This is a genomic window from Pseudofrankia inefficax (assembly GCF_000166135.1).
GTDB classification, from domain to species: domain Bacteria; phylum Actinomycetota; class Actinomycetes; order Frankiales; family Frankiaceae; genus Pseudofrankia; species Pseudofrankia inefficax.
The window spans coordinates 5984059-6008839 of sequence record NC_014666.1; the positions used below are offsets into that span (position 1 = coordinate 5984059).

The window sequence follows — 24781 nt, forward strand, 5'->3', positions numbered from 1 at the left end:
AACGACTTTGGCCGCCCGCAGCCCCCTTCGGCTCGCAACGCGGCCGATTCCGTAGGGTGTCCCAGGCCACACGCGCCGTTGCCTCAGGCGTTCTCCAGGAGTTCCGGGGAGACGCTGGCCTCGGTGTTGGGGATGCCGAGGGAGTTGGCGCGCTTGTCGGCGAGGGCGAGCAGGCGGCGGATCCGGCCGGCGACGGCGTCCTTGGTCAGCGGCGGGTCGGCGAGGGCGCCCAGCTCCTCCAGCGACGCCTGCGCGTGCTGCAGCCGCAGCCGGCCCGCGGCCAGCAGGTGCTCCGGCGCGTCGTCGCCGAGGATCCTCATCGCGGCCTGCACCCGGGCTCCGGCGGCGACGGCCGCCCGCGCCGAGCGGCGCAGGTTCGCGTCGTCGAAGTTCGCCAGCCGGTTGGCGGTCGCCCGGACCTCGCGGCGCATCCGCCGCTCCTCCCAGGCCAGCAGGCTGTCGTGCGCGCCGATCCTGGTCAGCAGCGCGCTGATCGCGTCGCCGTCCCGGATCACCACCCGGTCGACGCCGCGGACGTCGCGGCTCTTGGCCTGGACGCCGAGCCGGCGCGCCGCGCCGACCAGCGCCAGCGCCGCCTCCGGGCCGGGCGACGTCACCTCCAGCGAGCAGGACCGGCCGGGCTCGGTGAGCGAGCCGTGCGCGAGGAACGCGCCCCGCCAGGCCGCCGCCGCGTCGCAGGCCGAGCCGGTCACGACCTGCGGCGGCAGGCCGCGGACCGGCCGGCCGCGCTGGTCGAGCAGGCCGGTCGACCGGGCGAGCTGCTCGCCGTCGCGCTCGACCCGCACGATGTAGCGGACCGAGCGGCGCAGGCCGCCCGCCGCGAGTACCGCGATCGTCGACGGGAAGCTGAAGACCTCGGCGATCTCCCGGCGCAGCCGGCGCGCCGTCGCCCCGGTGTCCAGCTCCGCCTCGACGACGATCCGGCCGCCGACGATGTGCAGGCCGCCGCCGAACCGCAGCAGTGCCGCCATCTCCGCGCGCCGGCAGCAGGGTTTCGCGACCCGCAGCCGGCTGAGCTCGTCTTTCACGGTGGCCGTCATCGCCGCCACGCCGATCACTCCTTGGGATCGCGGGCTGTCACCCGCGGGTCGGGGGGTCCCGGGGTACCCGCTGGACCGGCGCCGGTGCGGCCAGACCGGCGGAGCCGGTCGGGCAGTCCGGTGATCCAGGAGGTCCGCTGCGCGGCCGGGCCAGGCCCGCGGGGGGCCGGTGAGGAATCAGGGGTCAGGGTCGCCCGCGCCGCCGGCACGTCGGCCGTCTCGGCCGGCCCTGTCTCGGCCGGCCCTGTCTCGGCCGGCCCTGTCTCGGCCGGCCCTGTCTCGGCCGGCCCTGTCTCGGCCGGCCCTGTCTCGGCCGGTACTGCCTCGGCCTGGGCGGGCGGGTCCTCGCGGTAGGCCGCGAAGACGCCCTCGAAGGCCGCCGCGAGAAGCGCCGGATCGTGCGTGCCGGGTGCCTCGGGTGCGCGCACCGGCGCCAGGTGCAGCCTGGCGCCCAGCTCCGCGGCGGCCGCCGCGAGCTCCGCCGGGTCCGGGACGGCCGCCGGGTCCGCGAGCACCACGTCGACGGTCAGGCCGGGGGCGTGCCGCGCGAGCACCCGCAGGTGCGCCTCGGGGGTGAAACCCTCGGTCTCCCCCGGCTGCGCGACCAGGTTGAGCACGAGCAGCCGGCGCGCGGCGGCGCCGGTGATCGCCTTGTGCATCTCGGGGACGAGGAGATGCGGAAGCATGCTGGTGTAGAGCGAGCCCGGGCCGAGAATCAGCCAGTCCGCCGCCTCGACGGCGGCGCAGGCCGGCGCGCAGGCCCGCGGCTCGGTCGGCTCGACCCAGACCTCGCAGACCGCGCCCGCGGTGGACGCGACCGCCACCTGGCCGCGGACCAGCCTGGTCGCGGCCGGGTCGGCCGGGTCCAGGCCGGCGACCTCGGCCACGATGTCGATGCCGTCCTCCGACAGCGGCAGCACCCGGCCGTGCACCCCGAGCAGCTGGGCCGCGAGCTCCAGCGCGGCCACCGGGGAGCCGACGTGCTCGGCGAGCGCGGCCAGCACCAGGTTGCCCACGGCGTGCCCGGCCAGCGGGCCGTCCCCCGCGAAGCGGCGCTGGAACAGCTCGGTCCAGGACCGCGACCACGGGTCGGGGCCGGCCAGTGCCGCGAGCGCCATCCGCAGGTCGCCCGGCGGGAGCGCGCCCAGCTCGGCGCGCAGCCGGCCCGACGAGCCACCGTCGTCGCCGACGGTGACGACGGCGGTGAGCCGGTCGGTGAGCCGCCGCAACGCCGCCAGCGAGGCCGCGAGACCGTGCCCGCCGCCGAACGCGACGACGGCCGGGCCGGGACCGGCCGCCCCGGCGGGCACGGAGCCCGGCCATCCGGCCGCGTCGTCCCGACCGGCGGCGGGCTCACGGGCGTCGGGGCGACCGTGGTCGGCGGAGTTTGGCACCGGCGTCACTCCCGGCCCAGGTCACGGTGCACGACCTGGACACCGACGCCGGTCGCGGCCAGCCGGGCGCCGAGCTCCTCGGCGACGGCCACACTGCGGTGCCGCCCACCGGTACAGCCGACGGCCAGCGTCAGGTACCGCTTGCCCTCCCGCAGGTAGCCGTCGCCGACCAGCCGCAGCAGCTCGGCGTACCGGTCGATGAAGTCCTGAGCCCCCGGCTGGTCGAGAACGTAGTCGCGGACCTGTGGGTCACGGCCGGTGAACGGCCGCAGCGCCTCGACCCAGTGCGGGTTGGCCAGGAACCGGCAGTCGGCGACCAGGTCCGCGTCCAGCGGCAGGCCGTAGCGGTAGCCGAACGAGACGACGGTGGCGTTGAGCCGGTTACCGCCCGGCTGGCCGAACGCCGCGTCGATCTTCGAGCGCAGCTCGTGGACGTTGAGGTCGGTGGTGTCGAGCACCAGGTCGGCCTCGCCCCGCAGCTCGGCGAGCTGGGTCCGCTCCCGGCTGATCCCGTCGACGACCCGGTCCGCGCCCTGCAGCGGGTGCGGCCGCCGGACGTGGTCGAACCGGCGGATCAGCGCGTCGTCGCTCGCCTCCAGGAACAGCACCCGCGGCCGCATGCCGCCGGCGTCGAGCGCGTCGATCGCCGCCCGCAGGTCGGCGAAGAACGCCCGGCCACGGACGTCGACGACGACGGCGATCCGGCTCACGCCGCCGCCGGAGCGACGGCCGAGCTCGGCCATCGTCGAGAGCAGCGCGGGGGGCAGGTTGTCGACGACGAACCAGCCGAGGTCCTCCAGGCACTTGGCCGCGGTGCTGCGGCCGGCCCCCGACAGTCCGGTGATGATCGCGAGATCCAGCGTCGAGGCACTGGTCGCGGTGCTGGTCATGGCGTGTTCCCCCTTGTCACCGCGTGTTCTCCATTGACTCTGGAAGCCTCAGTGACTCTGGAGGCCCCGTTGACTCTGGAGGCCCCGTTGACTCTGGAGGCCCCGTCCACCGGGCCGGAACCGGCGGCCGCGTCGGCGGGCGCCGGCGCTCCCGCATCCGGAACCGACGCTCTGCTCCCCGTGGACGTTGCCTTTCCGGCCGATTTCGGCCGCCCGGCCGGAGTCGGGCGCCGCTCGGCGGGACCTCCCGGTGCCGTGGGCGGCGCCGCTCCGGACGGCGTCTCGAGGATCTCGCCGGTCAGTGGGTCGACGGCGGGTGCCGGGGCGCCGGGGGTGCCAGGCCCGCTCGTCGCCAACGCGGCCACGATCGCCGCGGCGGTCCGCGGGCCGATCCCCGGCACGGTCGAGATCTCCTCCGCGCTCGCCGCGCGCAGCTTCGCCACCGAGCCGAACGTCTTCAGCAGCGCCTTGCGCCGGGTCTCGCCGAGGCCGGGGACGCCGTCCAACAGCGACGAGGTCATCGAGGCCGACCGCTTCTGGCGGTGGAAGGTGATCGCGAACCGGTGTGCCTCGTCGCGGACCCGCTGCAGCAGGTAGAGCGCCTCGCTGGTCCGCGGCAGGATCACCGGGTCCGGGTCGTCCGGGAGCCATACCTCCTCCAGCCGCTTGGCCAGTCCGCACAGCGCGACGCCACCGGGCCCCGCGTCGATCCCCAGGTCGGCCAGTGCCCTGGCCGCCGCGGCGACCTGCGGTGGGCCGCCGTCGACGACGACGAGGTTCGGCGGGTAGGCGAACCGGCGCGGCCTGCCGTCGACGACCAGCGGCTCGGGGCCGTCCGTCCCCTCGGCCCCCGCCGCCGCGCCGGCACTGCCGTCCGCGGGCGCGTCCTGGTCGGTGCCGGGTAGCTCCCCGGTGCGGGACAGCTCGGCCAGGTACCGGGAGAACCGGCGGCTGACCGTCTCGTACATGCTCGCTGTGTCGTCCTGCTCGTTCCCGTCCCGGCGCGCGGCGCCCCGGATGGTGAACCGGCGGTACTCGGACTTGCGGGCGACGCCGTCCTCGAAGACCACCATGCTGGCGACGACGTCCTGGCCCTGGGTGTGCGAGACGTCGAAGCACTCGATCCGCAGCGGCGCCTCGGCGAGGCCGAGCGTCTCCTGCAGCTCGGCGAGCGCCAGGCTGCGGGCGGTCAGGTCACTGGCCCGCTTCGTGCGGTGCAGGACGAGTGCCTGCTTGGCGTTGCGCTCGACCGTCTCCATGAGGGTGCGCTTGTCGCCCCGCTGCGGGACCCGCACCTCGACCCGACCGCCGCGGTACCGGGCGAGCAGCTCGCCGACGGCGTCGGCGTCGGTGGGCAGCTCGGGGACGAGCACCTCGCGGGGGATGTCCGCGTGCCGGCCGCCCACGCCACGCACGGCGTCCGGCGCGGCGCCGGCCCGGGAGGGGCGGCCGCGGCGGAGCACGCCGGCGGCGTCCTCGGCGCCGGCCGTCTCGGCCGGCGCCGCCGTCGCCCCGGGACCCGGCCGGGCCGGGCTCAGGTCGCCGAGCTCGATGTCGCCCAGGTCCTTGTCGCCCAGGTACTCCTGGGTGAGGAACTGCTCGACCAGGTCGGCGGTGGTGACGTCGGCGAGCTTGTCGACGACCCAGCCGCGCTGGCCGCGGACCCGGCCGCCGCGCACGTAGAAGACCTGGACGGCCGCTTCCAGCTCGTCCTGCGCGAAGGCCACGACGTCGGCGTCGGTGCCGTCGGCCAGCACGACGGCCTGCTTCTCCATCGCCCGGCGCAGCGCGCCGGCGTCGTCGCGCAGCCGGGCCGCCCGCTCGTAGTCCTGGGCGTCGGCGGCCGCGCGCATCTCGTCTTCCAGCCGGCGCAGGAACCGGCCGGTCTGGCCCGCCATGAAGTCGCAGAAGTCGTCGACGATCTGGCGGTGCTCGTCCGGAGTCACCCGCCCGACGCAGGGCGCGCTGCAGCGGTCGATGTAGCCCAGCAGGCACGGCCGGCCGACCTGGCCGGCGCGCTTGAAGACGCCGGTGGAGCAGGTGCGCGCGGGGAAGACCCGCAGCAGCAGGTCCAGCGTCTCGCGAATCGCCCACGCGTGCGCGTACGGCCCGAAGTAACGCACGCCCTTGCGCTTCGGCCCGCGCATGACCTGGAGCCGGGGGAACTCCTCCTGCAGCGTCACCGCGAGACTCGGATAGCTCTTGTCGTCGCGGTAGCGCACGTTGAAGCGCGGGTCGTACTCCTTGATCCAGGTGTACTCCAGCGCGAGGGCCTCGACCTCGGTGGACACGACGGTCCACTCGACCGAGCTCGCCGTGGTGACCATCGTGCGGGTACGAGGGTGCAGGGCGAAGACGTCGGTGAAGTAGTTGTTGAGGCGGGCGCGCAGGTTCTTGGCCTTGCCGACGTAGAGCACGCGGCCATGGGGGTCCCGGAATCGGTACACGCCCGGGGTCTCGGGAATCGAGCCCGGCGCGGGCCGGTAGGACGCCGGATCAGCCATAGGTCGAGCCTACGGCCGTCAGCGTCACGGTCAGACAGCGCCTGCACGTAACCATTCCATCACGCAGAGCGTCGAGGCTCGTCACGGGGTGCCCCCCGAACCGAGGTACTCCGTGTCCTCACCGTGTCCCCTCGGGCGCCTGAGCGGCCCCGTGAGCCGCCCCCGCCGCGCGACCTGTTACCTGGCTGTCACAGTTGCGCGGAACCCCCGTCCCGGGGCGCGGGCAGATTCCCCAGGCAGGCGGCCCGGCCGGCCGGTCGCGACCGGTGGACGCGCCTCCGAAGACGGCGTCTCCGTGCCTGTTTTTCCCTGTCTGTTAGCGGACCCGCCCGCCCGCGAAGGCCTGTGACCCCTTAACCTTGGACGTAGCGTGCTTGCGCGAGTGCGCATCGCGCGTCCGGTCCGAACCTGCCACCGAACCGTCCGCGAACTCCGCACCACCTGCCACCAGCACCGCCTCGCGAGTCCCCACGACCTGCCACCAGCACCACCAGCGAGTCGGCACCACCAGCACCAGCCGCCACGGCGCCGTGGCCGTCGGCGCCAGGCTTTTCCGCACGACCGCGCCGCACCACGACGGCGTGCCAGGCAACAGAGCCGTTCCACGCTCTCCACCTGTTCACCGCAAGCACAGGCGGCGCACCGGAAGCAGACCGTTTCCACGCGCGCACGCAGCCGTAGCAGAAAGCACATCAGCGCCGGCAGTCGCGGGGTCTTCGACACCCCAACTGGCACCTGGGACCCGACGCTGCGACCCTCGACTCAGCAACTCGGAAACTCAGGAGCTGGGAGACAACGGCGCGCCGGCCTGGGTAGGCACACGAGGGAGGGACCCACCCGTGCAGGGTCTGGACGTCACTACCGAGTTCGTTCTCGACGACGCGTCGACGAGCGGTCGGGTCACCGTCCTCGTTGTCACCTGGCGTGCCTGCGACCCGTTGGCCGTCAGCCTCGCCCTCGTCTCCCGCCCGGACCACCCGGCCCTGCCGCAGGGCAACTGGGTAGCCCCCCGGGACTCGCTGCGCGCCGGCCTGGACGCACCGACCGGCGACGGCGACGTGCGTTTCACCCCCGCTCCCGGCAGCGCCGAGGTCACCCTTGAGCTGACCGACGGTGACCGCCACTCGACCGTCGTCCTGGAGGCCGAGTCCCTGCGCGCGTTCCTGGAGCGGACCGAGCGGCTCGTCCCGGCCGGCCAGGAGCACCCCGAGCGCGAACTCGACGCCGTCCTCGACGACCTGCTCCGCGCCTGACCCGCCCGCGGCGGCGAAGGCGGGTTGGATGACAGACACGACCGCCCAGGATGCGCACGAGGACCGTCGGCCGACGCCTCGCCGGGAGGGCGCCGGGTCCAGGCTCACCTGCCTGGGACCGTCCGCCGCCCCCGCCTTCGAGGCGGTGACCAGCGCTGCGGTGGTCGCGGTGACCGACGACGGCACGCTGCTGCTCGCGGACCTCGCCCGCGGCGTCGACCTGCCCGGCGGCCACGTCCAGCGCGGCGACGGCTCGCCCGAGCAGACCGCCCGCCGGGAGACGTGGGAGGAGGTCAGGGCCGAGCTGGCCGATCTCCTCCTCGTCGAGGTCGTCGAGTCGGACTACTTCGGACCGGACGACCTCACCTACATGCTCATCTACGCGGCCCGGGTACTGAGCCTCCAGCCCTGGACAGGCGGCCACGAGTCAGCCGGGCGTGTCCTGCTGCCTCCCGCCGACTTCCTGGCCCGCTACCAGGGAACGCACCCGGACCTCATGCGCCACCTCGTCACCACCGCCCTCGCCGCGCTGGCGGCCAGCTAGCCGTCGGGGGTGGCGGGTCAGCCGTGCCCGCAGCAGAACGTCGCCCCCATGGGGACCTGGTGATAGACGGCGAAGTAGTCGCTGCGCTGCTCCGGCGGGAGGAAGCCGACGCCCGTCGGGAACGGCGGCGCCAGGGTAACGCTGCGGGCGGTGAAGACCCGGGTGTCCGCCGTGGAATAGACGCCGGTGTACATCACCAGGTCGTCCCGGCCCGGCGCGTAGAACTTTCCGACGCCGAACAGGGCCGAGCCGAGAGCGAGGGTCGTCAGGGGTGCTCCGGGTACGAAACCGGTGCCGTCGCTGAGCATGACCGCGACGTCGGCGGAGCCGTCCGGCAACTGGCGGACGTCAGCGAAGTCGTCGCGCCCGTCGCCGTCGAAGTCGCCCACCAGGTCCGTCCGGTGGTCCGAGGTCGCCGGCTCCAGCCGATAGCGCAGGAAGGGCCCGTCGAAATACCGGACGAGGCCGGTCCGCGACGTCCAATACCACCTGCTCGGCGCCACCCACACGTTGCCGGCGACGTCGAAACCGACGAGGTCGTCCATCCCGTCGCCGTCGACGTCACCCGCCTCGATCGGCGCGCCCGGCACATAGGCGTTCCACTCCGCCGCTGCCCCGAATCCCGCGCCGGTGCTGAGCGCCACCGACGTTCCGCCCCCGAACGACCCGACATAGGCGATGTCGTCGCGGCCGTCACCGTTGAAGTCGCCGACGACGTAGTTGGAGCAGCCAAGGCTGTCGCTCCATCGCTCGGCCACGCCGAAGGTCCGGACCGCCGGCTGAAGCCTCGGCAGCCGGATGTTCAGCGCCACCCAGATCCCGCTGCCACAGGTGAAGGTGACGATGTCGTCCCGGCCGTCACCATTGAAGTCGCCGACGAGCGGTGTCTCCGTGCCGGCCGCGAAGTTGTCATGCCACTTCTCGGCCGGCCCGAACCCGCCGCCACCGTTCAGCGCGACCCACACGTCGGCCTCCGGGCCACGGGTGAAGGTGATCAGGTCGTCGAGCCCGTCACCGTTGAAGTCTCCGCTGCGTCCGGACAGCCACTGGGGCAAGTTGTCAGGTGGTGCGGCTTTCGCCGCGCCACCCGGGATGACGGCCATGGCCGCGGCCAGCAGCAGGACACCCCGGGAGATCAGAGATCGCCGCGGCCAACCACGCATGACGCCCTCCCCACCGCGCCGGCTTCGCCCGTCAGGCGACCGGCTGGCGGACGTAGGAGCGGGCGACGTCGATGCCGATGACCTCCGGCAGACCCGCCGGCTCGGGGCCAAGGGCGCGCGCGAGGGCGGGGCCGAGGGTATTCGCGAAGAACCGGTCGGCGTGCGCCTTGGAATCCCAGAGGGCGACGACGCGAATCCTGCCGTCAGCCGCCGTGCCGGCGTAACGCGCCACGAGCCCGTCGGGCATCGGGTCCTGCTGGGCGAACACCGCGTCGGCCTGCTCAAGGCTGGCGAACGGCGGCACGGCGACGGTCATCCACTGCATTTCTTTTCCTCCACATTCCCGTTCGGTCCTGAAGGCTCCGCGACCGGAGCCGACAACGGGAAGATTAGGAGGGCCAGGCCCGGCCGCCATCCGCCGAACTACTCATCGCGCATACTCACCGCGCGCACGACCCAGGTGGCGATCTGGCTGCGGGCGCTGAAGCCGAGCTTGGTCAGGATGTGCTGGACGTGGTTCTGCGCGGTGCGCTCCGAGATGACGAGCCGGGCGGCGATCTGGCGGTTGGTCAACCCGTCGGCGACCAGCCGGGCGACCTGCTCCTCCCGCGGGCTGAGCACGCGGGCGCGCAGGTCCGAGGCCCGCTCGGCACCGTCGCCGAGCTCGGCGACGAGCGCCGCCGTGCGGTCGAGGTACGCCGTCATGCCGAGGGCTCGCGCGACCCGGTCGGCGTCCCGGGCCGCTGCCGCGGCTCGCTCCCGGTCGCCGGGCGCGGCGCGGGCGCGCAGCGCGGTGGCCAGGTGGTAGCGCGCCTCGGCGGCGAAGCCGGGCGCCGCGGCCCGGTCGGCCCGATCCGCGGCGACGGCCAGGTCGTCAACGGCCGCGTCGAGCCAGCCCTCGCCAGCCCAGGCCCCGCCAGCCCAGGCCCCGTCGAGCAGGCCGAGCGCGAGCGCGCCGCGCCCGAGCGCAAGCTCCGTCGGCCCCAGGTAGGCGACCCCGCCGCCGATCACGTGCTCGCCCCGGAAGGCCGACAGCCGGCGGAGCAGCTCCGCGAGCTCGTCGGGCCGGCCGAGCCCCGCGGTGACCAGGCCGGCGGTCGCCAGCACCGCCGACACGTGCCCGGGGACGACGAAGAACGCCGGCAGCGACCACGAGTCGGGAGGGCCGGCCAGCTGGTAGGCAGCCGCCGCGTCCTCCGGGAACCCCGCGAACACGAACAGGACGGCCCGCGTGAGGGGCGCCATGGTCCGGAACCGGGGCGGGCCGTCGAACGGCTCGCGGGCGAACCGCTCGGCGTCCGCGCTCAGGCCGACGTGGCCCGCGAGCGCGCACAGCATGGCCATGTAGGCGCCGCCGGCCGGTGCCGGCTCGACAGCCCGCATCCGGTCGAACCCCCGCCGGGCGGCGGTCTGTGCCTCGCCGTAGCGCCCCTGGGTCTGGGCGACGCAGGCGGTGGCCCGGTCCAGGTGCCAGGCGCTGACGGGCCCACCCACCCGCTCGACGGCGGCGCGCAGCCCGGTGAGCTCCTCGGCCGCGGCCGAGGCGAGCCCGCTCTCCAGCAGCGCCTCGATCCGCCACAGCTCGCCCCACATCGCGGACCGGGCACCGCCTGTCCGCCTGGCCAGAGCGAGCATCTCGCTCGCGATCTCGAGGCGTTCGGCGCGGCCGGCCGGCCCGGGACAGGCCTCCTGCCGGGCGCGCAGCGCCTCGCCAAGCGCCTGGTCGTCGCCCGACGCGCGGGCCTGCGCGAGCGCCGTGGCACTCAGGTCGTCCAACCGGTCCTGCGCGCCACCGTAGAACGCCAGGTGGGCGCGCTGCGCCAGCAGCCGGGCCCGCAGTGCCGACGCCCGGCGCGCCGCCTCGTCGTCTCCGGCCCCTTCGCCGACCGGCGCCGGGGCGCCGAGGCCGGCGAGCGCCTCCTCGCAGAGCCGGTCGGCGACCGCGTTGACGCCCTGGCCCGGCGCCGCCTCCAGCACCAGTGCCGCTTCGGCGACCAGTTCCGGGCTGCCAGCCGCCCTGCCGGCCTCGGCCGCGCGCGTCGCGGCGTCGACGCAGCCCGCCAGGTCGCCGGCCAGGTACGCGGCCCTGCCGAGCGCGACCAGCAGTCGGCACCGTTCGGCGCCGGCCATCGCGCCCCGGTCGAACGCCAGCGCGGCCCGGTAGAGCCGGACGCCCTCCGCATAGGCGAGCCGGCGCACCGCCTCCTCGGCCGCGCGCGCCGACCAGGCCCGCGCCGCCGAGGCCTCCGCCGGGCCGTGCGGGGCGAGCTGTGCCCAGTGCCGCGCGATGTCGGCGAGATGGTCGGAGAGGTCGTCCGCGAACCGCTCCGCGAGCGCGGACGCGGCCGCGCGGTGCAAAGCGGCCGTCGCCGCGCCCGCGAGCGATGCCTCGACGGCGTCCCTGGTCAGCGCGTGCGTGAACTGGAACTCGCCCGCGCCCAGCCGGTCGAGCAGGCCGTGCCCGACCCCCTCGTCCGCGAACGTCAGGCACGCGTCGACGGGCTCGGCGAGCACCGAGGCGACCAGTCCGATCCCGAAACGCCGCCCGACGATGGCCGCCGCCTGCACCAGCCGCCGGCAGCCGGGGCCGACCCGTTCGAGCCGGGCGGCGACGACATCGAGCACGCTGCGCGGCGGCCGGTCCGGCCGCCAGGTCCCGTCGGCGACTGCCCGCCCGATCTCCCGCACGAACAGGGGGTTCCCGGCCGTGACCCCGAGCACCACCCGCGCCGTCTCGTCGGCACCGGGCGGCCGGTCGCCGCCAGGTTCCCGGTCGCCGGCGGGCTCGACGGGCGGACTGGGCGCGGGCGCGCCAGGCCGCCGAGGGTCGGCCATCCGCCGTAGCTGGTCCCGGACCTCGGCCAGGTCGAACCCACGCAGGTCCAGGCGCGCCGCGGCCGGCGAACGCAGCAGGTCCGGCAGCACCCTGGCCAGCACGTCGGAAGGCTCCCGGTCCCGGAACGCGGCGAAGACGACCAACTCGGCATCGGCGACCTGGTCCGCGAGATGACGAAGTACGAGCAGCGACGGCTCATCGGACCAGTGGATGTCGTCGAGGATGACCGTCAGGCCTCCCCGCGCGGCGACGGTGGCGACCGCGTCGGCCACCCCGTCGAGCACCCGGAACCGATCCTCGGGCGCCGCCTCGCCGTCTGGGCCGGCGGAACCACTGCCAAGCACCGGATCAGGGGCGATGCCGAGCGAACGCAGTACCTGCCGCCACGGCCAGAACGCCGGCGCCCCGGCGGCCTCGGCGCAACGCCCCCAGGCGACCGCGCACCCGCCGGCCAGCGCCATGCCGGCGAACTCCCGCGCCAGCCTCGTCTTCCCGATCCCCGGCTCGCCCGCGCACAGCACCAGCCGGCCGGCCCCGCCCCGCGCCTCGTCCAGCCACCCGCGCAGCGCCGCGACCTCTCGCCCGCGCCCGACCAGACCGTCGGCAGGCAGCACGCCGCCGCGCCGCGGTCCCGCCTCTCCGTCCACCCCGTCAGAATCCCGCGCCGGCCGCCACCCGGAAAGCACCACTCGCCGACCGGTGGCCGGTCAGGCCGCCCCGATGGTGGCGGTGAGGACGGCCGCGTCCGCGTGCGCCGACTTCTCGGCCCGGCCCTCGAAGATCTCGCGCAGGAAGACCCCCGTATGGCTGGCCTGGTTCGCGGCGACGGCCTCCGGCGGCCCCTCGGCGACGACCCGGCCGCCACCGCTGCCGCCCTCGGGCCCCATGTCGATGATCCAGTCGGCGGTCTTGATGACGTCGAGGTTGTGCTCGATGACGAGGATCGTGTTGCCCGCGTCGACCAGGCGCCCGAGCACGCCGAGCAGCTTGCGGATGTCCTCGAAGTGCAGGCCGGTGGTCGGCTCGTCGAGGACGTAGACGGTGCGGCCGGTGGACCGGCGCTGCAGCTCGGAGGCGAGCTTCACCCGCTGGGCCTCCCCGCCGGACAGCGTCGGCGCCGACTGGCCGAGCCGGACGTAGCCGAGCCCTACCTCGTCGAGGGTCCGCAGGTGGCGGGCGATGGCCGGGACGGCGGCGAAGAACTCCGCGGCCTCCTCGATCGGCATGTCGAGGACCTCGGCGATGCTCTTGCCCTTGTAGTGGACCTCCAGCGTCTCCCGGTTGTACCGGGCACCGGCGCAGACCTCGCAGGGCACGTAGACGTCCGGCAGGAAGTTCATCTCGATCTTGATCGTGCCGTCGCCGGAGCAGGCCTCGCAGCGGCCGCCCTTGACGTTGAACGAGAACCGGCCCGGCAGGTAGCCGCGGACCTTCGCCTCGGTGGTCTCGGCGAACAGGCGCCGGATGTGGTCGAACACGCCGGTGTAGGTCGCCGGGTTCGAGCGCGGGGTGCGCCCGATCGGCGACTGGTCGACGCGGACGACCTTGTCCAGGTGGTCGAGGCCGGAGACGGTCCGGTGCCGGCCGGGGACCTCGCGGGCGCCGTTGAGCTTGTTCGCCAGCACCGCGGCCAGGATGTCGTTGACCAGCGTCGACTTGCCCGAGCCGGACACGCCGGTCACCGCGACCAGGCAGCCGAGCGGGAACGACACGGTGACGTCGCGCAGGTTGTGCTCCCGGGCGCCGTGGACCGTGAGCATCTTGCCCTTCGTGACCGGCCGGCGGACCGCGGGCACGGCGATCGAGCGCCGCCCGGACAGGTACGCGCCGGTCAGCGACTCCTCGCTCGCCAGCAGGTCGGACACCGGCCCGGAGACGACGACCCGCCCGCCGTGCTCGCCGGCGCCGGGGCCGATGTCGACGACCCAGTCGGACGCCAGGATCGTGTCCTCGTCGTGCTCGACGACGATCAGCGTGTTGCCCAGGTCGCGCAGCCGGACCAGCGTGCGGATCAGGCGGCGGTTGTCTCGCTGGTGCAGGCCGATCGACGGCTCGTCGAGGACGTACAGCACGCCGACGAGGCCGGAGCCGATCTGGGTCGCCAGCCGGATCCGCTGCGCCTCCCCGCCGGCCAGCGTCCCGGCCGACCGGTCGAGCGAGAGGTAGTCCAGCCCTACGTCGAGCAGGAACGCGAGCCGGGCGTCGATCTCCTTGAGCACCCGGCCGGCGATCGACTGCTCTCGCTCCGTCAGCTCCAGCGTCGCGAGGAACTCGGCGCACTCGCGAATCGACAGGCCCGCGACCTCGGCGATCGAGTGCCCGCCGACGGTGACGGCGAGCGTCTCCGGCTTCAGCCGCGCGCCCCGGCACCCCGGGCAGGGCACGTCACGCATGTAGCCCTCGTAGCGCTCCCGGCTCGTGTCCGACTCGGCCTCGCGCTGCCGGCGCTCCAGGAACGGGATCACGCCCTCGAAGGCCGTGTAGTACGAGCGCTTGCGGCCGTACCGGTTGGTGTAGCCGACGTGGATCTCGGTCTCGCCGCTGCCGTGCAGCACCGCCTTGCGGGCCCGCTCGGGCAGCCCCTCCCACGGGGTGTCCATCTTGAAGTGCAGGTCCTCGGCGAGCGCGCTCAGCAGCCGCTCGAAGTACTCCTTGTTGTGCCCACCCGACCAGGGGCCGATCGCGCCCTCGGCGAGCGACAGCGTCGGGTCGGTGATGACGAGCTCCGGGTCGACCTCCTTGCGGGTGCCCAGGCCCGTGCACTCGGGGCAGGCGCCGTAAGGCGTGTTGAACGAGAACGAGCGCGGCTCCAGCTCCTCGAACGACAGGTCGTCGAACATGCAGGCGAGGTGCTCGGAGTACATCCGCTCGCGGTCCTCGTCCTTGGGGTCCCGGTCGACGAAGTCGACGAGCACCAGGCCGTTGCCCAGGCGCAGCGCGGTCTCGACCGAGTCGGTCAGCCGGCGCTTGGCCGTCTCCTTGATCGCGAGCCGGTCGACGACGACCTCGATCGTGTGCTTCTTCTGCTTCTCCAGCTTCGGCGGGTCGGTGAGCTGGATGACCGTCCCGTCGACCCGGGCCCGGGCGAAACCGGAGGTCTGGAGCTCGCCGAACAGGTCGACGTACTCGCCCTTGCGGCCGCGGATCATCGGCGCGAGCACCTGGAACCGGGTGCCCTCGGGCAGCTCCATCAGGCGGTCGACGATCTGCTGCGGGGTCTGCCTGGAGATCGGCCGGCCGCACTTGGGGCAGTGCGGCCGCCCCGCCCTCGCGAACAGCAGGCGCAGGTAGTCGTAGACCTCGGTGATCGTCCCGACCGTCGAGCGCGGGTTGCGGTTGGTCGACTTCTGGTCGATCGAGACCGCCGGGGACAGGCCCTCGATGAAGTCGACGTCGGGCTTGTCCATCTGGCCCAGGAACTGGCGCGCATAGGCCGAGAGCGACTCGACGTAGCGGCGCTGCCCCTCGGCGAAGATCGTGTCGAACGCCAGGCTGGACTTCCCGGAGCCGGACAGCCCCGTGAAGACGATCAGCCCGTCGCGCGGCAGGTCGAGGTCCACGTCCCGCAGGTTGTGCTCGCGCGCGCCCCGTACGACGAGCCGGTCCGTCATCTGGGTTTCCTCACGTCCTGTCGGTTCCGTATCGCTCCTGGCGCCGCGGTGCGGGCCCGACGGCCAGCTGGGCCTCTGGGTCGTCCCGGCCCCGTCCGCGGGCCGACGTCCGCCGGGACCCCGCGGGCACCGCCCAGACCTCGTCCCCGCCTGACCGTCGCGCGGCACACCCGTGACCGAACAACCCCTGTCCGCGCAGCGGTAGTCCCAGCGTACGGATGGGGTCTGACACTTCTCGGCCGGACGATGCGCCACCCGCTACCACTGGGCTTCGCCGAACGCTCGTTCGATAGTAGCGAGCACCGGCGACCGGTCCCGGCGAGGGGCGGCCCGGGGCCACTGGATGCCACGGCGCCGTCCCGTCACGCCCGGAGCGCGGCGTCCGCCCGGGCCAGAATCCGCCCGCGGCACCGTCCGCCCACCTTCGAGGACGCCCGCCGGCGCGACGCGGAATGACCCCCGGCGATGACCCAGGAAGGCCTTTGTGTTAACCGGCGAATTCCTCGATCATGCATGGCGGAGGGCAACACCTGTTGCGTCGCGACTCGCCGGTTCGCATTACTGGAGAACGTTCGGATCGTCTGGCTACGGTGGCCCGGGACGGCTCGTCAGCCGCCTTTATCCAGATGATGCGCGGGCCGGCCCGCGCCCCGAAGAGCGGACATCATGCACATCCTCCTCGCCGTGGTCGTCTCGCACGGCGGCTCGCCGCACCTGTCCGGGCTCCTCAGCACCCTCGCCGGCCTGGCGGGCTGCCGGGTCGCCCTGGTCGAGAACCAGCCTGGCCACTCGCACCACGACGCGCCCGATGGTGTGCGCGTCTACCAGGGCCACGGCAACATCGGCTACGGCACCGCGGTCAACCTCGCCGTCCGACACACGCTCGACGAGCCTGAACAGGTCCGACGACCGGACTGGGTCCTGGTCGTGAACAGCGACGTGACCATCCCCGATGACACCCGGGAAATGCTGCCGAAACTTCTCGCGCAGGCTCCCGCCGATGTTGATGTGCTCGGATTTGGAGTGTGCACGGATGACGGCGGTCCCGGTCGTTCGACCGCGGTGCTGCCGAACAGAAGGACCAGCGCGTTCACCGCGGTGCGCGGCGAAGCCGCGGCCATTGCGCGCTGGCCGGCGCTGCGCTATCCGGTCGGCGCGTTCTTCGCGATTCGAACCGACATGTTCCTGCGGATCGGCGGGTTCGACCCGACCTTCTGGCTCTACTACGAGGAGACCGACCTGTTCGCCCGGCTGCTCGCCGCCGGCGGCCGGATCGGCTGGTGCGACGGCGCCTGGCCGGTGTGTCACACCGGCGGCGCCACCGCCGGGCGGGCCACCGAGCTGCAGCGCGAGCTGGGCCGCGCGGCCGTGCCGTACGCCCGACGCCACCGCGGCTCCACCGGCCGTGGCTGGCTGCTGGTGCACGCGGCGCAGCTGGTCGTGCTCGTCGCGCGCAAACTGGTCACCGGACGGTGGCCAGACGCCACCCGCGGCGTCCAGATCCTGGTCGGGATGCTCCAGGGGACGCTCTGGCCAGGCTGGGAGCCGGCGGTGCGGTCACGATGGCACGCGGTCCCGGCGCCGACCCGGCGCAGGCTCGCGGCGCTGGACGCCGGGCCGGGACCTGGCGCCGGCTCCGCTTCCCTGGGCTGACCGGCGCGCCGGGCGGCGAAGTCTGCCGGGTGCTGGCACCAAGCCCCGGCCCGGCGGGAAGAATGACGGGGACGAGAACCGGGACCGGTGGGCCGGAGGGCGAACGATGAGCGTGCGCGAGTACACGGGCGACGTCACGGTGGGCGGGCCGGCCGACGTCCGGCAGCTGCCCGGTCTGACGGTCACGAAGGTCGCGGTCGGTCCGTTCGACAACAACTGCTACCTGCTGCGCTGCGCCGCGACCGGCGAGCAGCTGCTGATCGACGCCGCCAACGAGCCCGACACGCTGCTGCGGGTCATCGGCGACGCGGGCCTGGCGACCGTGGTCACGACCCACCGCCACCCGGACCACGTCCAGGCCCTGTCGGACATCGTGGCCGCGACCGGCGCCACGACCGTCGCGCACCCGGACGACGCCCCGGAGATCCCGGTCCCGACGGCGACCCTGCTCGGCGACGGCGAGGAGATCCGCGTCGGCCAGGTCACCCTGCGCGCGATCCACCTGGTCGGCCACACCCCGGGCTCGATCGCGCTGCTCCACGACGCCGACCCGGCCGCGCCCCACCTGTTCACCGGCGACTGCCTGTTCCCCGGCGGCCCCGGCAACACCCGCAACGACGCGGCCGCCTTCACCTCCCTGATGGACGGCCTGGAAGCCAAGGTCTTCGGCCCGCTCCCGGACACGACCTGGATCTACCCCGGCCATGGCAAGGACTCAACCCTGGGTCATGAGCGCCCGCACCTGGCGGAGTGGCGAGCCCGCGGCTGGTAGGTCCGGCCTCCGGCGCGACAAGTCCGCGCTTCCGGCCCTTTCTCGGCGCCGAGGTGGGAACGTGGCGGTATGAGCGCGGCCGGGTCGCGAGCGCGACCGCAGCCACCGGAGGGCCCAGCCGAGCCGCCGGCCAGTGGCCCGTCGGCGGTCGAGTTCACCGAGGACGAGGCGGCGGCCGTCGCGGTAGCCCTGGTCGCGATGCCGGACGGGCCGCTGTCCGACGCCGCGCAGGCCGCGCTGCACAAGGTGCTCAGCGCGCTCGGGCCGGCCGCGCACGAACGGGTCGTCGAGCGGGCGGCCCGGGTGTGGACCCGCCCGAACGGGCTACCCCGGTCGGCGGCGACGCCCGTCATCGAGGACGCGATGCGCGGTGGCGTCGCCGTCACGATCGACTACGTCGACGCCGCCGGGCGGCCGAGCCACCGCCAGGTCGAGCCGCACGCGTTCGCCTACGCCCGGGGCAGCTGGTACCTGCTGGCCTGGAGCCTGGACAAGGACGCGCCGCGCTGGTTCCGCTGGGACCGGATCGGCCACGCGGAGCTGACCGACCTCCCGATCCAGTGGCGCGAGGCCTTCTCCGCCTTCCCCGCCCCGAGCCCCCGCTCCTAGCGCCGCGCCCTGGGTCAGCGGCCCGGGTGGTGGTGGGGGCGGCTGAAACCCGCGACGACCGCGCGGCCGCGGGCCGGCGCGGTCTCGAGGGCGCGGCGGATCTCCAGCGGGCCGACGACGCCGACGACGCGCGGGCCGCCGGCCGGGTCGCGCTGGTCCTCGTCCAACACGAGGACGAAGCCAGCCGCCGGGCGTGCGGCCAGCCGCGGCGCGACGACGGCGAGCGGCTCGTCGGGGCGCGCGGTCGGGACCGCCGACATCGGGATCGTGACCCGGCTGACCCGGGCCAGATCCCGGTCGTCCAACGGCACCGCGGCCAGGGCTCGGGCCAGCGCCACGCCGATCAGGGCGTCGTCGACCTCATGGACCGTGAACACGGGCGCCACGAGCGCCCCCGGCCGGACCACCTCGGCGAGCGCCGCGTCGACGGTCTGCCACGACGGCAGCCTGGGGGGCGGCGGCGCCATGACGTCCCGGATGAACACACCCTCCAGCGCCGTGCCGGCCCGCTGCCGCGCCTGCTCCAGCCGGGAGGACGCGAGTGCCATCCAGCCGAGCAGCACCGCCCACAGGCCGACGAATCCGACCAGGAAGCAGGCAGCGACGCCGGCGGCGAGCAGCACCCAGCCCACGATCACCCCGGTCTGGGCGACCACCGCCGCGGCCCGGCGGGGATCGCCGCCGCGCCGCAGCACGAAGGCGGCGAGGACCCGCCCGCCCGGGGTGCGCGGCGAGGGCAGCAGGTCGACCAGCGTGATCAGCAGGGTGAACGTGCCGACCCACAGCCCGACCCTCGCCGCCAGCGCGAACGTGCCGCCGGGCGCGAAGACGCCGAGCGTGGTCAGCGCGGCGCCGAGGAGCAGGGTGGTGAGCAGCCCGGCGCGGGCGATCGCCGCGTCGGCGCGCGGGTCCAGCCCGTCGGAGCGGGGCTCACCCGGCTGCTGGGCCGGCGGGCCAGGAGCGGTGGCACCGCCGGACGGCTCCGCCGGGTACGGCTCCGCGGCACCGACGCCGGACGCGCCGACCCCCCACACCATCTCGTCGGGGCCCCGCCGGAAGCCACCACCGGGCACCGGGGGCCGGCCGAGCACGAGCCTGCTCCCGAACGCGCCGAGCTGGATCGCGTGCACGTCGACGCCCGCGCGCCGGGCGGCCAGGGCCCGCGCGAGGTCGGCCGCGACCAGGATGCCCACCAACAGCAGGGCACCGAGGAGCCCAGCGCTGAAGTAGGCGGAGCCGGTCCGGTTCGGGACCGTGACCGGGAGGGTCAGCCAGCCGAGCAGGGCGGTGACGATCGCCACCGAGACCGCCAGGCCCGGACGCACGACGATCCTGGGCAGTCGTCGTCCGCTGCCCGCGTCTTGGGTGCCCATGGTCGTCCGGCTCCTCTCGGGGACTCGCTCATCGCGTCCCTGTCCCTATCCCCCAACGACTGTCGTGCCCCTCCCCCTCCCGTCCGAACCGGGATCTTCGGCCGGCGCCCAACCATCGTGACGCCCGTCTCCGACAGGTCCGGCCAGGTTCGGTCGACCGGTCGGGGCCGTGCTGGGAGGCCGCCCGGGCGGCCCGGCGGAAACTGTCGGACGGGTGTGGTGTTCTGGTCCGTATGAGCACGACGTCCGAACGACCCGCAGCTGCACAACCCGGAGCGCTGACGCCCGTCACGGTCAAGCCGAGCATCGCCAACCGACCCACCGTGAACAACGAGCGCTCCGCCACGCCGTTCAAGGTCGTCTCCGACTACCAGCCGTCAGGTGACCAGCCGGCCGCGATCAAGGAGCTGGCGCGGCGGATCCGGGCGGGCGAGAAGGACCTCGTGCTGCTGGGCGCGACCGGGACGGGCAAGTCCGCGACGACGGCGTGGCTCATCGAGGAACTGCAGCGCCCGACGCTGGTCATGGCGCCGAACAAGACGCTGGCCGCCCAGCTCGCCAACGAGTTCCGTGAGCTGCTGCCGCACAACGCCGTCGAGTACTTCGTCTCGTACTACGACTACTACCAGCCTGAGGCGTACATCGCCCAGACGGACACCTACATCGAGAAGGACTCCTCGATCAACGAGGAGGTGGAGCGGCTGCGGCACTCGGCGACGATGAGCCTGCTCACCCGCCGGGACGTGATCGTGGTCGCCAGCGTCAGCTGCATCTACGGCCTCGGCACGCCGCAGGAGTACATCGACCGGATGGTCAAGATCTCCGTCGGCGAGGAGATCGACCGGGACCTGCTGCTGCGCCGCCTGGTGGACGTCCAGTACACCCGCAACGACCTGGCCTTCGACCGCGGCACGTTCCGGGTCCGCGGCGACACGGTCGAGGTGTTCCCGGTCTACGAGGAGCTCGCCGTCCGGATCGAGCTGTTCGGCGACGAGATCGAGCGGATCAGCTACCTGCACCCGCTGACCGGCGAGATCGTCCGGGAGGTCGACCAGGTCTTCATCTTCCCGGCCAGCCACTACGTCGCCGGCCCGGAGCGGATGGAACGGGCGATCACGGGCATCGAGGAGGAGCTGGCCACCCGGCTGGAGCAGCTGGAGGGGCAGGGCAAGCTGCTGGAGGCCCAGCGGCTGCGGATGCGGACCACCTACGACATCGAGATGATGCGCCAGGTCGGCTTCTGCTCGGGCATCGAGAACTACTCGCGCCACATCGACGGCCGCGCCGCCGGCACCGCGCCGCACACCCTGCTCGACTACTTCCCCGACGACTTCCTGATGGTCATCGACGAGTCGCACAACACGGTGCCGCAGATCGGCGGCATGTACGAGGGCGACATGTCCCGCAAGCGCAACCTCGTCGACCACGGCTTCCGGCTGCCGTCCGCGACCGACAACCGGCCCCTGCGCTGGGAGGAGTTCCTGGAGCGGGTCGGCCAGACGGTCTACCTGTCGGCGACCCCCGGGCCGTACGAGCTGGGGAAGGCCGACGGCATCGTCGAGCAGATCATCCGGCCGACCGGCCTGATCGACCCGGAGATCGTGCTGAAGCCGACGAAGGGCCAGATCGACGACCTGATCCACGAGATCCGGCTGCGCGCCGAGCGGGACGAACGGGTCCTCGTCACGACCCTGACCAAGAAGATGTCCGAGGACCTGACCGACTACCTGCTGGAGCTGGGGATCCGGGTCCGCTATCTGCACAGCGAGGTCGACACGCTGCGCCGGGTCGAGCTGCTCACCGAGCTGCGCCGCGGCGACTACGACGTCCTCGTCGGCATCAACCTGCTGCGGGAGGGCCTCGACCTGCCGGAGGTCTCGCTGGTGTCGATCCTGGACGCGGACAAGGAGGGCTTCCTGCGCTCCGAGCGGTCCCTGATCCAGACGATCGGCCGCGCGGCCCGTAACGTCGCCGGCCAGGTCCACATGTACGCCGACAAGATCACCCCGTCGATGCGGACCGCGATCGACGAGACCAACCGCCGGCGCGCGCTGCAGGTCGCCTACAACGAGAAGCACGGCCTCGACCCGCAGCCGCTACGCAAGAAGGTCATGGACATCCTCGACGACATGGTCCGGGAGAACGCCGACGGCGAGATGTACGGCGGTGGCCGGGCCCAGTCCCGCGGCAAGGCCCCAGTTCCCGGGATGAAGTCCCGCGGCGGCAAGCAGGACGCCGTGGGCCGTTACGCCGCGGAGCTGGCCGGGATGCCCCGCCACGACCTGGCCAACCTCATCCGCCAGCTCGACGACCAGATGCACGAGGCCGCCAAGGAGCTCCAGTTCGAGCTGGCCGCCCGCCTCCGCGACGAGATCGCCGAACTCAAGAAGGAGCTACGCGGCATGACCGCCGCCGGCGTCGAATGACCCGGCCTGGTGGCCGCCGACCACGGGAGCAGGGACAATCAGCTCATGAGCATGATCAGCGTTCCCGCTGACATCACCCTCGGCGATGTGGCGGCCATGGGCCAGGCCGATGAGCTGCACCGCTACGAGCTGAGTGATGAGGGAGAGCTGCGGGTCATGATGACGCCGACGCCGGAGCACTCCCGGATCGTCATGCGGCTGACAGCCTGGTTCCTGCGCAACGGCTTCGACGAGGAGCGGCTGCGCACCGATCTGGGCATCTACACCGGTGGCGGACGGCAGCCCGATCTGACGGTGTGGGCGGACACGGCGCCCGACGTCGGCGTCGCGTCGGTCTACGTCCCGGTCGACGGGCTGCAGGTCGTCATCGAGGTGGTCTCGCGCGGGTCGCGCCAGAACGATCTGGTCGACAAGGTCGGCGAGTACGCCCGCGCCGGGATCGGGCGGTACTGGACGGTCGAGCAGGGGGGCACCCAGCCGGTGACATTCCGGACCCTGGGCACTGGCGGTTACTCGTCGGCGGGGCCGCGTCCGCTGGACTGGGTCCTGAAACGGCAGCCGACGGACTTCGGGGTCAACTGACCCCGCCTCGGGCGGGTCGTCGCCGTCGATACGACGCCGGCCCTCGGCCTGGCCGGGAGGCAGGCCAGGCCGAGGGCGGACGCGGTCTAGCTGATCTTGATGCTCGCCAGGAGGGCGTCGGTAACGGTGGGGTTGCCGCCGTAGTCGAGGACGCGGAACGGGATGCGGGGCAAGTACCAGCTGCGCGGGTAGAACGTGTAGCCGTCGTCGGCGCAGTGAGCGACCCACATGTCGTAGGTGGCGGTCTGGCCGGCCAAGGTCCGGGGACCCTGCTGGATCGGCGCCCGAACATCGGTCCGGGTATCGCCCGGGGCTCCGGACACGACGGGGTCGCTGCCGTCACTGTTCGCGTTCGGCGGTCGCCGCGGGCAGCCAACGGGCCCGGCGTCGGCGCTCCAGCCGTCGTCCTGATGAGCCTGGAAGGGCTGCCCCGCTCGGCCGGTGACCGTGCCCACCTCGATGAGGATGCCGGAGCAGCTGGCATCGGAGCGGTCGGCGAAGGCCGTGCCCGGAACCAGACAGGCCCACCGGCCGTGCGGGGCCAGCGTGCCGCCGGGCAGTCTGAGGACGGCCCACAGAACCGTCCAGCCCTTGGGCGGGATCAGCGAGACGCCACCGTCGAAGAACATCCGCCGGGACTCGTCGGAACCGACCTTGATCGTGGCGAGCAGCTGGGCGTCCGCGTCCGGGTGACCGATGGGGTCGAGCACCTGGAACGGGACGTCGGGGAGATACCAGCTGCGCGGGTAGAACGTGAACCCGTTGTCGCAGTGGGCGGCCCACTTGTCGTAGGCGCCGGTGTACCCGTTCACCGTCCAGGCGCCCTGCTCGACCAGCGAGGGGCCACCCGGCGACTCGGGGTCCCCGCTGGTGGGCGCGGCTCCTGGCCAGATCTCGTTGACGGCGCCATTCGTCCCGTCGGCCGGCGGAGTCGGGCAGGGCGCCTGACCCGACCCCTGGTACCAGCCCCAGGGCTGGTGTGCCTGGAACGGCGCGCCCTCCTGGCCGACCACGCTGCCGGACTGCAGCTCGATGCCACCGTCGCAGGGCAGGCCGGCGTACTGCGAGACCGGCGGCACCAGGCAGACCTGCATGTCGCCGGAGTCTCCGGAGGCGCTGACCGTCCAGCCCTTCGGCGGGATCAGGGACACCCCGCCGAACAGGTGCACGCGTCCGTCCCGCGGGGGCGGCGCGGGCGGGGTGGTCGTCGGTGGGGCGCTCGGTGGCGTCGCCGTGCTGGTCTTGGCCGGGACGATCGTGGTGGGGCCCGTGTCGTCGCCCAGGCCGAGCCCGAACACCACCGCGACGGCGCCGGCGGCGACGGCCGCCAGGCCGGCGACCAGGACCGTCCGGCGCTGCCGGCGGCGGTGCAGCCCGGCCCTCGTCCGCACCTCCTCGGCTCGGAACGGGTTGTCGGGCATGTCGGTGGCCGCGGCCCGCAGCAGCCTGGCGAGGTCGTTCGTCTCGTTCATCGGGCCTCTCCGGTCCGGCCGTAGGCGTCCTGGGAGCTGCGCGGCCCACGCCGCGCCACGCCGTCCGGCGGCGGTCCGTCGGCCGGATCGGCCATGAGGAGACGCAGGCGGTCCAGCCCGCGGGAGGTGAGGCTCTTGACGGTCCCGACCGTGCAGCCAAGCTGCCGCGCGGTCTCCGCCTCGCTGAGGTCCTCGTAGTGGCGCAGCACGACCGCCGCCCGCTGCCGGGCCGGCAGCCGCCGCAGCGCCCCGACCAGCCGGGCCCGCTCGTCGGCCGTGTCTGTCGGCGCCATGCCCTCGCGGCTGGGCTGGTCGGGGATCGCCGCGACCGGCCGCTCGCCGGACGAACGCCGCCGCCACCAGGAGCACGACAGGTTGACCATGGTGCGCCGGGTGTACGCCTCCCAGCCGGCCGGCTCGACCTTGCCGCGACGCAGCCAGACCGCGAGCAGCGCGCTCTGGACGAGGTCCTCGGCCCGCCCGGCGTCGCCGGTCAACAGATAGGCGGTCCGCCCGAGCGCTGGGCCCCGATCGCGCACGAACCCGATGAAGTCGTCATCCACGTGGGCGTCCTTCTGCTTGCCCGGCCGAGTGTGGCCGGTGAGTGCAGTAGGGACGCGACGGCGGCGGCGAAACGT

General features: G+C 73.8%; 18 protein-coding genes. 7 read left to right on the forward strand and 11 right to left on the reverse strand.

Going from position 1 to position 24781, the window contains the following annotated elements:
• Positions 1-83: 83 nt before the first annotated feature.
• From whiA to uvrC, 4 genes are read right to left on the reverse strand one after another with little or no spacing between them, the layout of a single operon-like run.
• On the reverse strand, positions 84-1070 hold the full coding sequence (gene whiA / locus FRAEUI1C_RS24215) for a DNA-binding protein WhiA (RefSeq protein ID WP_013425988.1): 987 nt from the start codon (positions 1068-1070) through the stop codon (positions 84-86).
• A 5-nt stretch (positions 1071-1075) separates the two neighbouring features.
• Positions 1076-2455 (reverse strand): uridine diphosphate-N-acetylglucosamine-binding protein YvcK, encoded by a 1380-nt coding sequence (locus FRAEUI1C_RS24220; RefSeq protein ID WP_013425989.1) that lies wholly within the window; start codon positions 2453-2455, stop codon positions 1076-1078.
• Between the two features lie 5 nt (positions 2456-2460).
• Complete coding sequence (gene rapZ / locus FRAEUI1C_RS24225; RefSeq protein ID WP_013425990.1) at positions 2461-3345, reverse strand: RNase adapter RapZ; 885 nt, start codon at positions 3343-3345, stop codon at positions 2461-2463.
• Positions 3342-5849, reverse strand: a complete 2508-nt coding sequence (uvrC, locus tag FRAEUI1C_RS24230; RefSeq protein WP_013425991.1) for an excinuclease ABC subunit UvrC — start codon at positions 5847-5849, stop codon at positions 3342-3344. The genes rapZ and uvrC overlap by 4 nt, the downstream gene beginning before the upstream one ends.
• A gap of 839 nt (positions 5850-6688) precedes the next feature.
• Between uvrC and FRAEUI1C_RS24235 the strand changes: the two genes are divergently transcribed.
• Together FRAEUI1C_RS24235 and FRAEUI1C_RS24240 are read left to right on the forward strand one after the other, a co-directional pair.
• Complete coding sequence (locus tag FRAEUI1C_RS24235; RefSeq protein ID WP_013425992.1) at positions 6689-7102, forward strand: SsgA family sporulation/cell division regulator; 414 nt, start codon at positions 6689-6691, stop codon at positions 7100-7102.
• A 28-nt stretch (positions 7103-7130) separates the two neighbouring features.
• Positions 7131-7646, forward strand: coding sequence for an NUDIX hydrolase (locus tag FRAEUI1C_RS24240; RefSeq protein WP_013425993.1), 516 nt, complete (start codon positions 7131-7133; stop codon positions 7644-7646).
• A gap of 17 nt (positions 7647-7663) precedes the next feature.
• Here FRAEUI1C_RS24240 and FRAEUI1C_RS24245 read toward each other — a convergent pair whose 3' ends face one another.
• From FRAEUI1C_RS24245 to uvrA, 4 genes are all read right to left on the reverse strand, one after another.
• The gene (locus FRAEUI1C_RS24245) at positions 7664-8809 is read right to left on the reverse strand and encodes an FG-GAP repeat domain-containing protein (protein ID WP_013425994.1); all 1146 of its coding nucleotides are present in this window, start codon (positions 8807-8809) and stop codon (positions 7664-7666) included.
• A 31-nt stretch (positions 8810-8840) separates the two neighbouring features.
• A complete protein-coding gene (locus FRAEUI1C_RS24250) occupies positions 8841-9134 on the reverse strand; it encodes a hypothetical protein (RefSeq protein ID WP_013425995.1) in 294 nt (97 codons plus the stop codon).
• 98 nt (positions 9135-9232) lie between these two features.
• On the reverse strand, positions 9233-12292 hold the full coding sequence (locus tag FRAEUI1C_RS24255; protein WP_013425996.1) for a helix-turn-helix transcriptional regulator: 3060 nt from the start codon (positions 12290-12292) through the stop codon (positions 9233-9235).
• Between the two features lie 60 nt (positions 12293-12352).
• Entirely contained in the window at positions 12353-15256 is a 2904-nt protein-coding gene (gene uvrA / locus FRAEUI1C_RS24260; RefSeq protein WP_013425997.1) for an excinuclease ABC subunit UvrA, read from the reverse strand.
• 666 nt (positions 15257-15922) lie between these two features.
• Here uvrA and FRAEUI1C_RS24265 point away from each other — a divergent pair.
• From FRAEUI1C_RS24265 to FRAEUI1C_RS24275, 3 genes are all read left to right on the forward strand, one after another.
• Complete coding sequence (locus tag FRAEUI1C_RS24265; protein WP_013425998.1) at positions 15923-16909, forward strand: glycosyltransferase family 2 protein; 987 nt, start codon at positions 15923-15925, stop codon at positions 16907-16909.
• A 106-nt stretch (positions 16910-17015) separates the two neighbouring features.
• Complete coding sequence (locus FRAEUI1C_RS24270) at positions 17016-17681, forward strand: MBL fold metallo-hydrolase (RefSeq protein ID WP_013425999.1); 666 nt, start codon at positions 17016-17018, stop codon at positions 17679-17681.
• A 69-nt stretch (positions 17682-17750) separates the two neighbouring features.
• Complete coding sequence (locus tag FRAEUI1C_RS24275; RefSeq protein WP_013426000.1) at positions 17751-18290, forward strand: helix-turn-helix transcriptional regulator; 540 nt, start codon at positions 17751-17753, stop codon at positions 18288-18290.
• A gap of 14 nt (positions 18291-18304) precedes the next feature.
• Here FRAEUI1C_RS24275 and FRAEUI1C_RS24280 read toward each other — a convergent pair whose 3' ends face one another.
• Positions 18305-19663 carry a zinc metalloprotease gene (locus tag FRAEUI1C_RS24280; RefSeq protein ID WP_013426001.1) on the reverse strand — a complete coding sequence of 453 codons (1359 nt, stop codon included), beginning with the start codon at positions 19661-19663 and terminating at the stop codon, positions 18305-18307.
• Between the two features lie 233 nt (positions 19664-19896).
• Between FRAEUI1C_RS24280 and uvrB the strand changes: the two genes are divergently transcribed.
• Positions 19897-22089 (forward strand): excinuclease ABC subunit UvrB, encoded by a 2193-nt coding sequence (gene uvrB / locus FRAEUI1C_RS24285; protein WP_232425111.1) that lies wholly within the window; start codon positions 19897-19899, stop codon positions 22087-22089.
• Positions 22090-22134: 45 nt separating this feature from the next.
• Entirely contained in the window at positions 22135-22671 is a 537-nt protein-coding gene (locus FRAEUI1C_RS24290; protein ID WP_013426003.1) for a Uma2 family endonuclease, read from the forward strand.
• A gap of 86 nt (positions 22672-22757) precedes the next feature.
• On the opposite strand, the gene FRAEUI1C_RS24295 is transcribed toward FRAEUI1C_RS24290, so the two are convergent.
• Both FRAEUI1C_RS24295 and FRAEUI1C_RS24300 read right to left on the reverse strand, forming a co-directional pair.
• On the reverse strand, positions 22758-24143 hold the full coding sequence (locus FRAEUI1C_RS24295; protein WP_013426004.1) for a hypothetical protein: 1386 nt from the start codon (positions 24141-24143) through the stop codon (positions 22758-22760).
• On the reverse strand, positions 24140-24706 hold the full coding sequence (locus FRAEUI1C_RS24300) for a SigE family RNA polymerase sigma factor (RefSeq protein WP_013426005.1): 567 nt from the start codon (positions 24704-24706) through the stop codon (positions 24140-24142). Before FRAEUI1C_RS24300 ends, FRAEUI1C_RS24295 begins: the two co-directional genes overlap by 4 nt.
• Between the last annotated feature and the right edge of the window lie 75 nt (positions 24707-24781).

Coding starts and splice junctions, on each gene's coding strand:
- FRAEUI1C_RS24280 (WP_013426001.1), bottom strand. CDS start 19,663: ATGGGCACCCAAGACGCGGGCAGCGGACGACGACTGCCCAGGATCGTC.
- FRAEUI1C_RS24265 (WP_013425998.1), top strand. CDS start 15,923: ATGCACATCCTCCTCGCCGTGGTCGTCTCGCACGGCGGCTCGCCGCAC.
- FRAEUI1C_RS24275 (WP_013426000.1), top strand. CDS start 17,751: ATGAGCGCGGCCGGGTCGCGAGCGCGACCGCAGCCACCGGAGGGCCCA.
- uvrA (WP_013425997.1), bottom strand. CDS start 15,256: ATGACGGACCGGCTCGTCGTACGGGGCGCGCGCGAGCACAACCTGCGG.
- FRAEUI1C_RS24240 (WP_013425993.1), top strand. CDS start 7,131: ATGACAGACACGACCGCCCAGGATGCGCACGAGGACCGTCGGCCGACG.
- FRAEUI1C_RS24290 (WP_013426003.1), top strand. CDS start 22,135: ATGAGCATGATCAGCGTTCCCGCTGACATCACCCTCGGCGATGTGGCG.
- uvrB (WP_232425111.1), top strand. CDS start 19,897: ATGAGCACGACGTCCGAACGACCCGCAGCTGCACAACCCGGAGCGCTG.
- FRAEUI1C_RS24245 (WP_013425994.1), bottom strand. CDS start 8,809: ATGCGTGGTTGGCCGCGGCGATCTCTGATCTCCCGGGGTGTCCTGCTG.
- FRAEUI1C_RS24250 (WP_013425995.1), bottom strand. CDS start 9,134: ATGCAGTGGATGACCGTCGCCGTGCCGCCGTTCGCCAGCCTTGAGCAG.
- FRAEUI1C_RS24270 (WP_013425999.1), top strand. CDS start 17,016: ATGAGCGTGCGCGAGTACACGGGCGACGTCACGGTGGGCGGGCCGGCC.
- FRAEUI1C_RS24295 (WP_013426004.1), bottom strand. CDS start 24,143: ATGAACGAGACGAACGACCTCGCCAGGCTGCTGCGGGCCGCGGCCACC.
- uvrC (WP_013425991.1), bottom strand. CDS start 5,849: ATGGCTGATCCGGCGTCCTACCGGCCCGCGCCGGGCTCGATTCCCGAG.
- rapZ (WP_013425990.1), bottom strand. CDS start 3,345: ATGACCAGCACCGCGACCAGTGCCTCGACGCTGGATCTCGCGATCATC.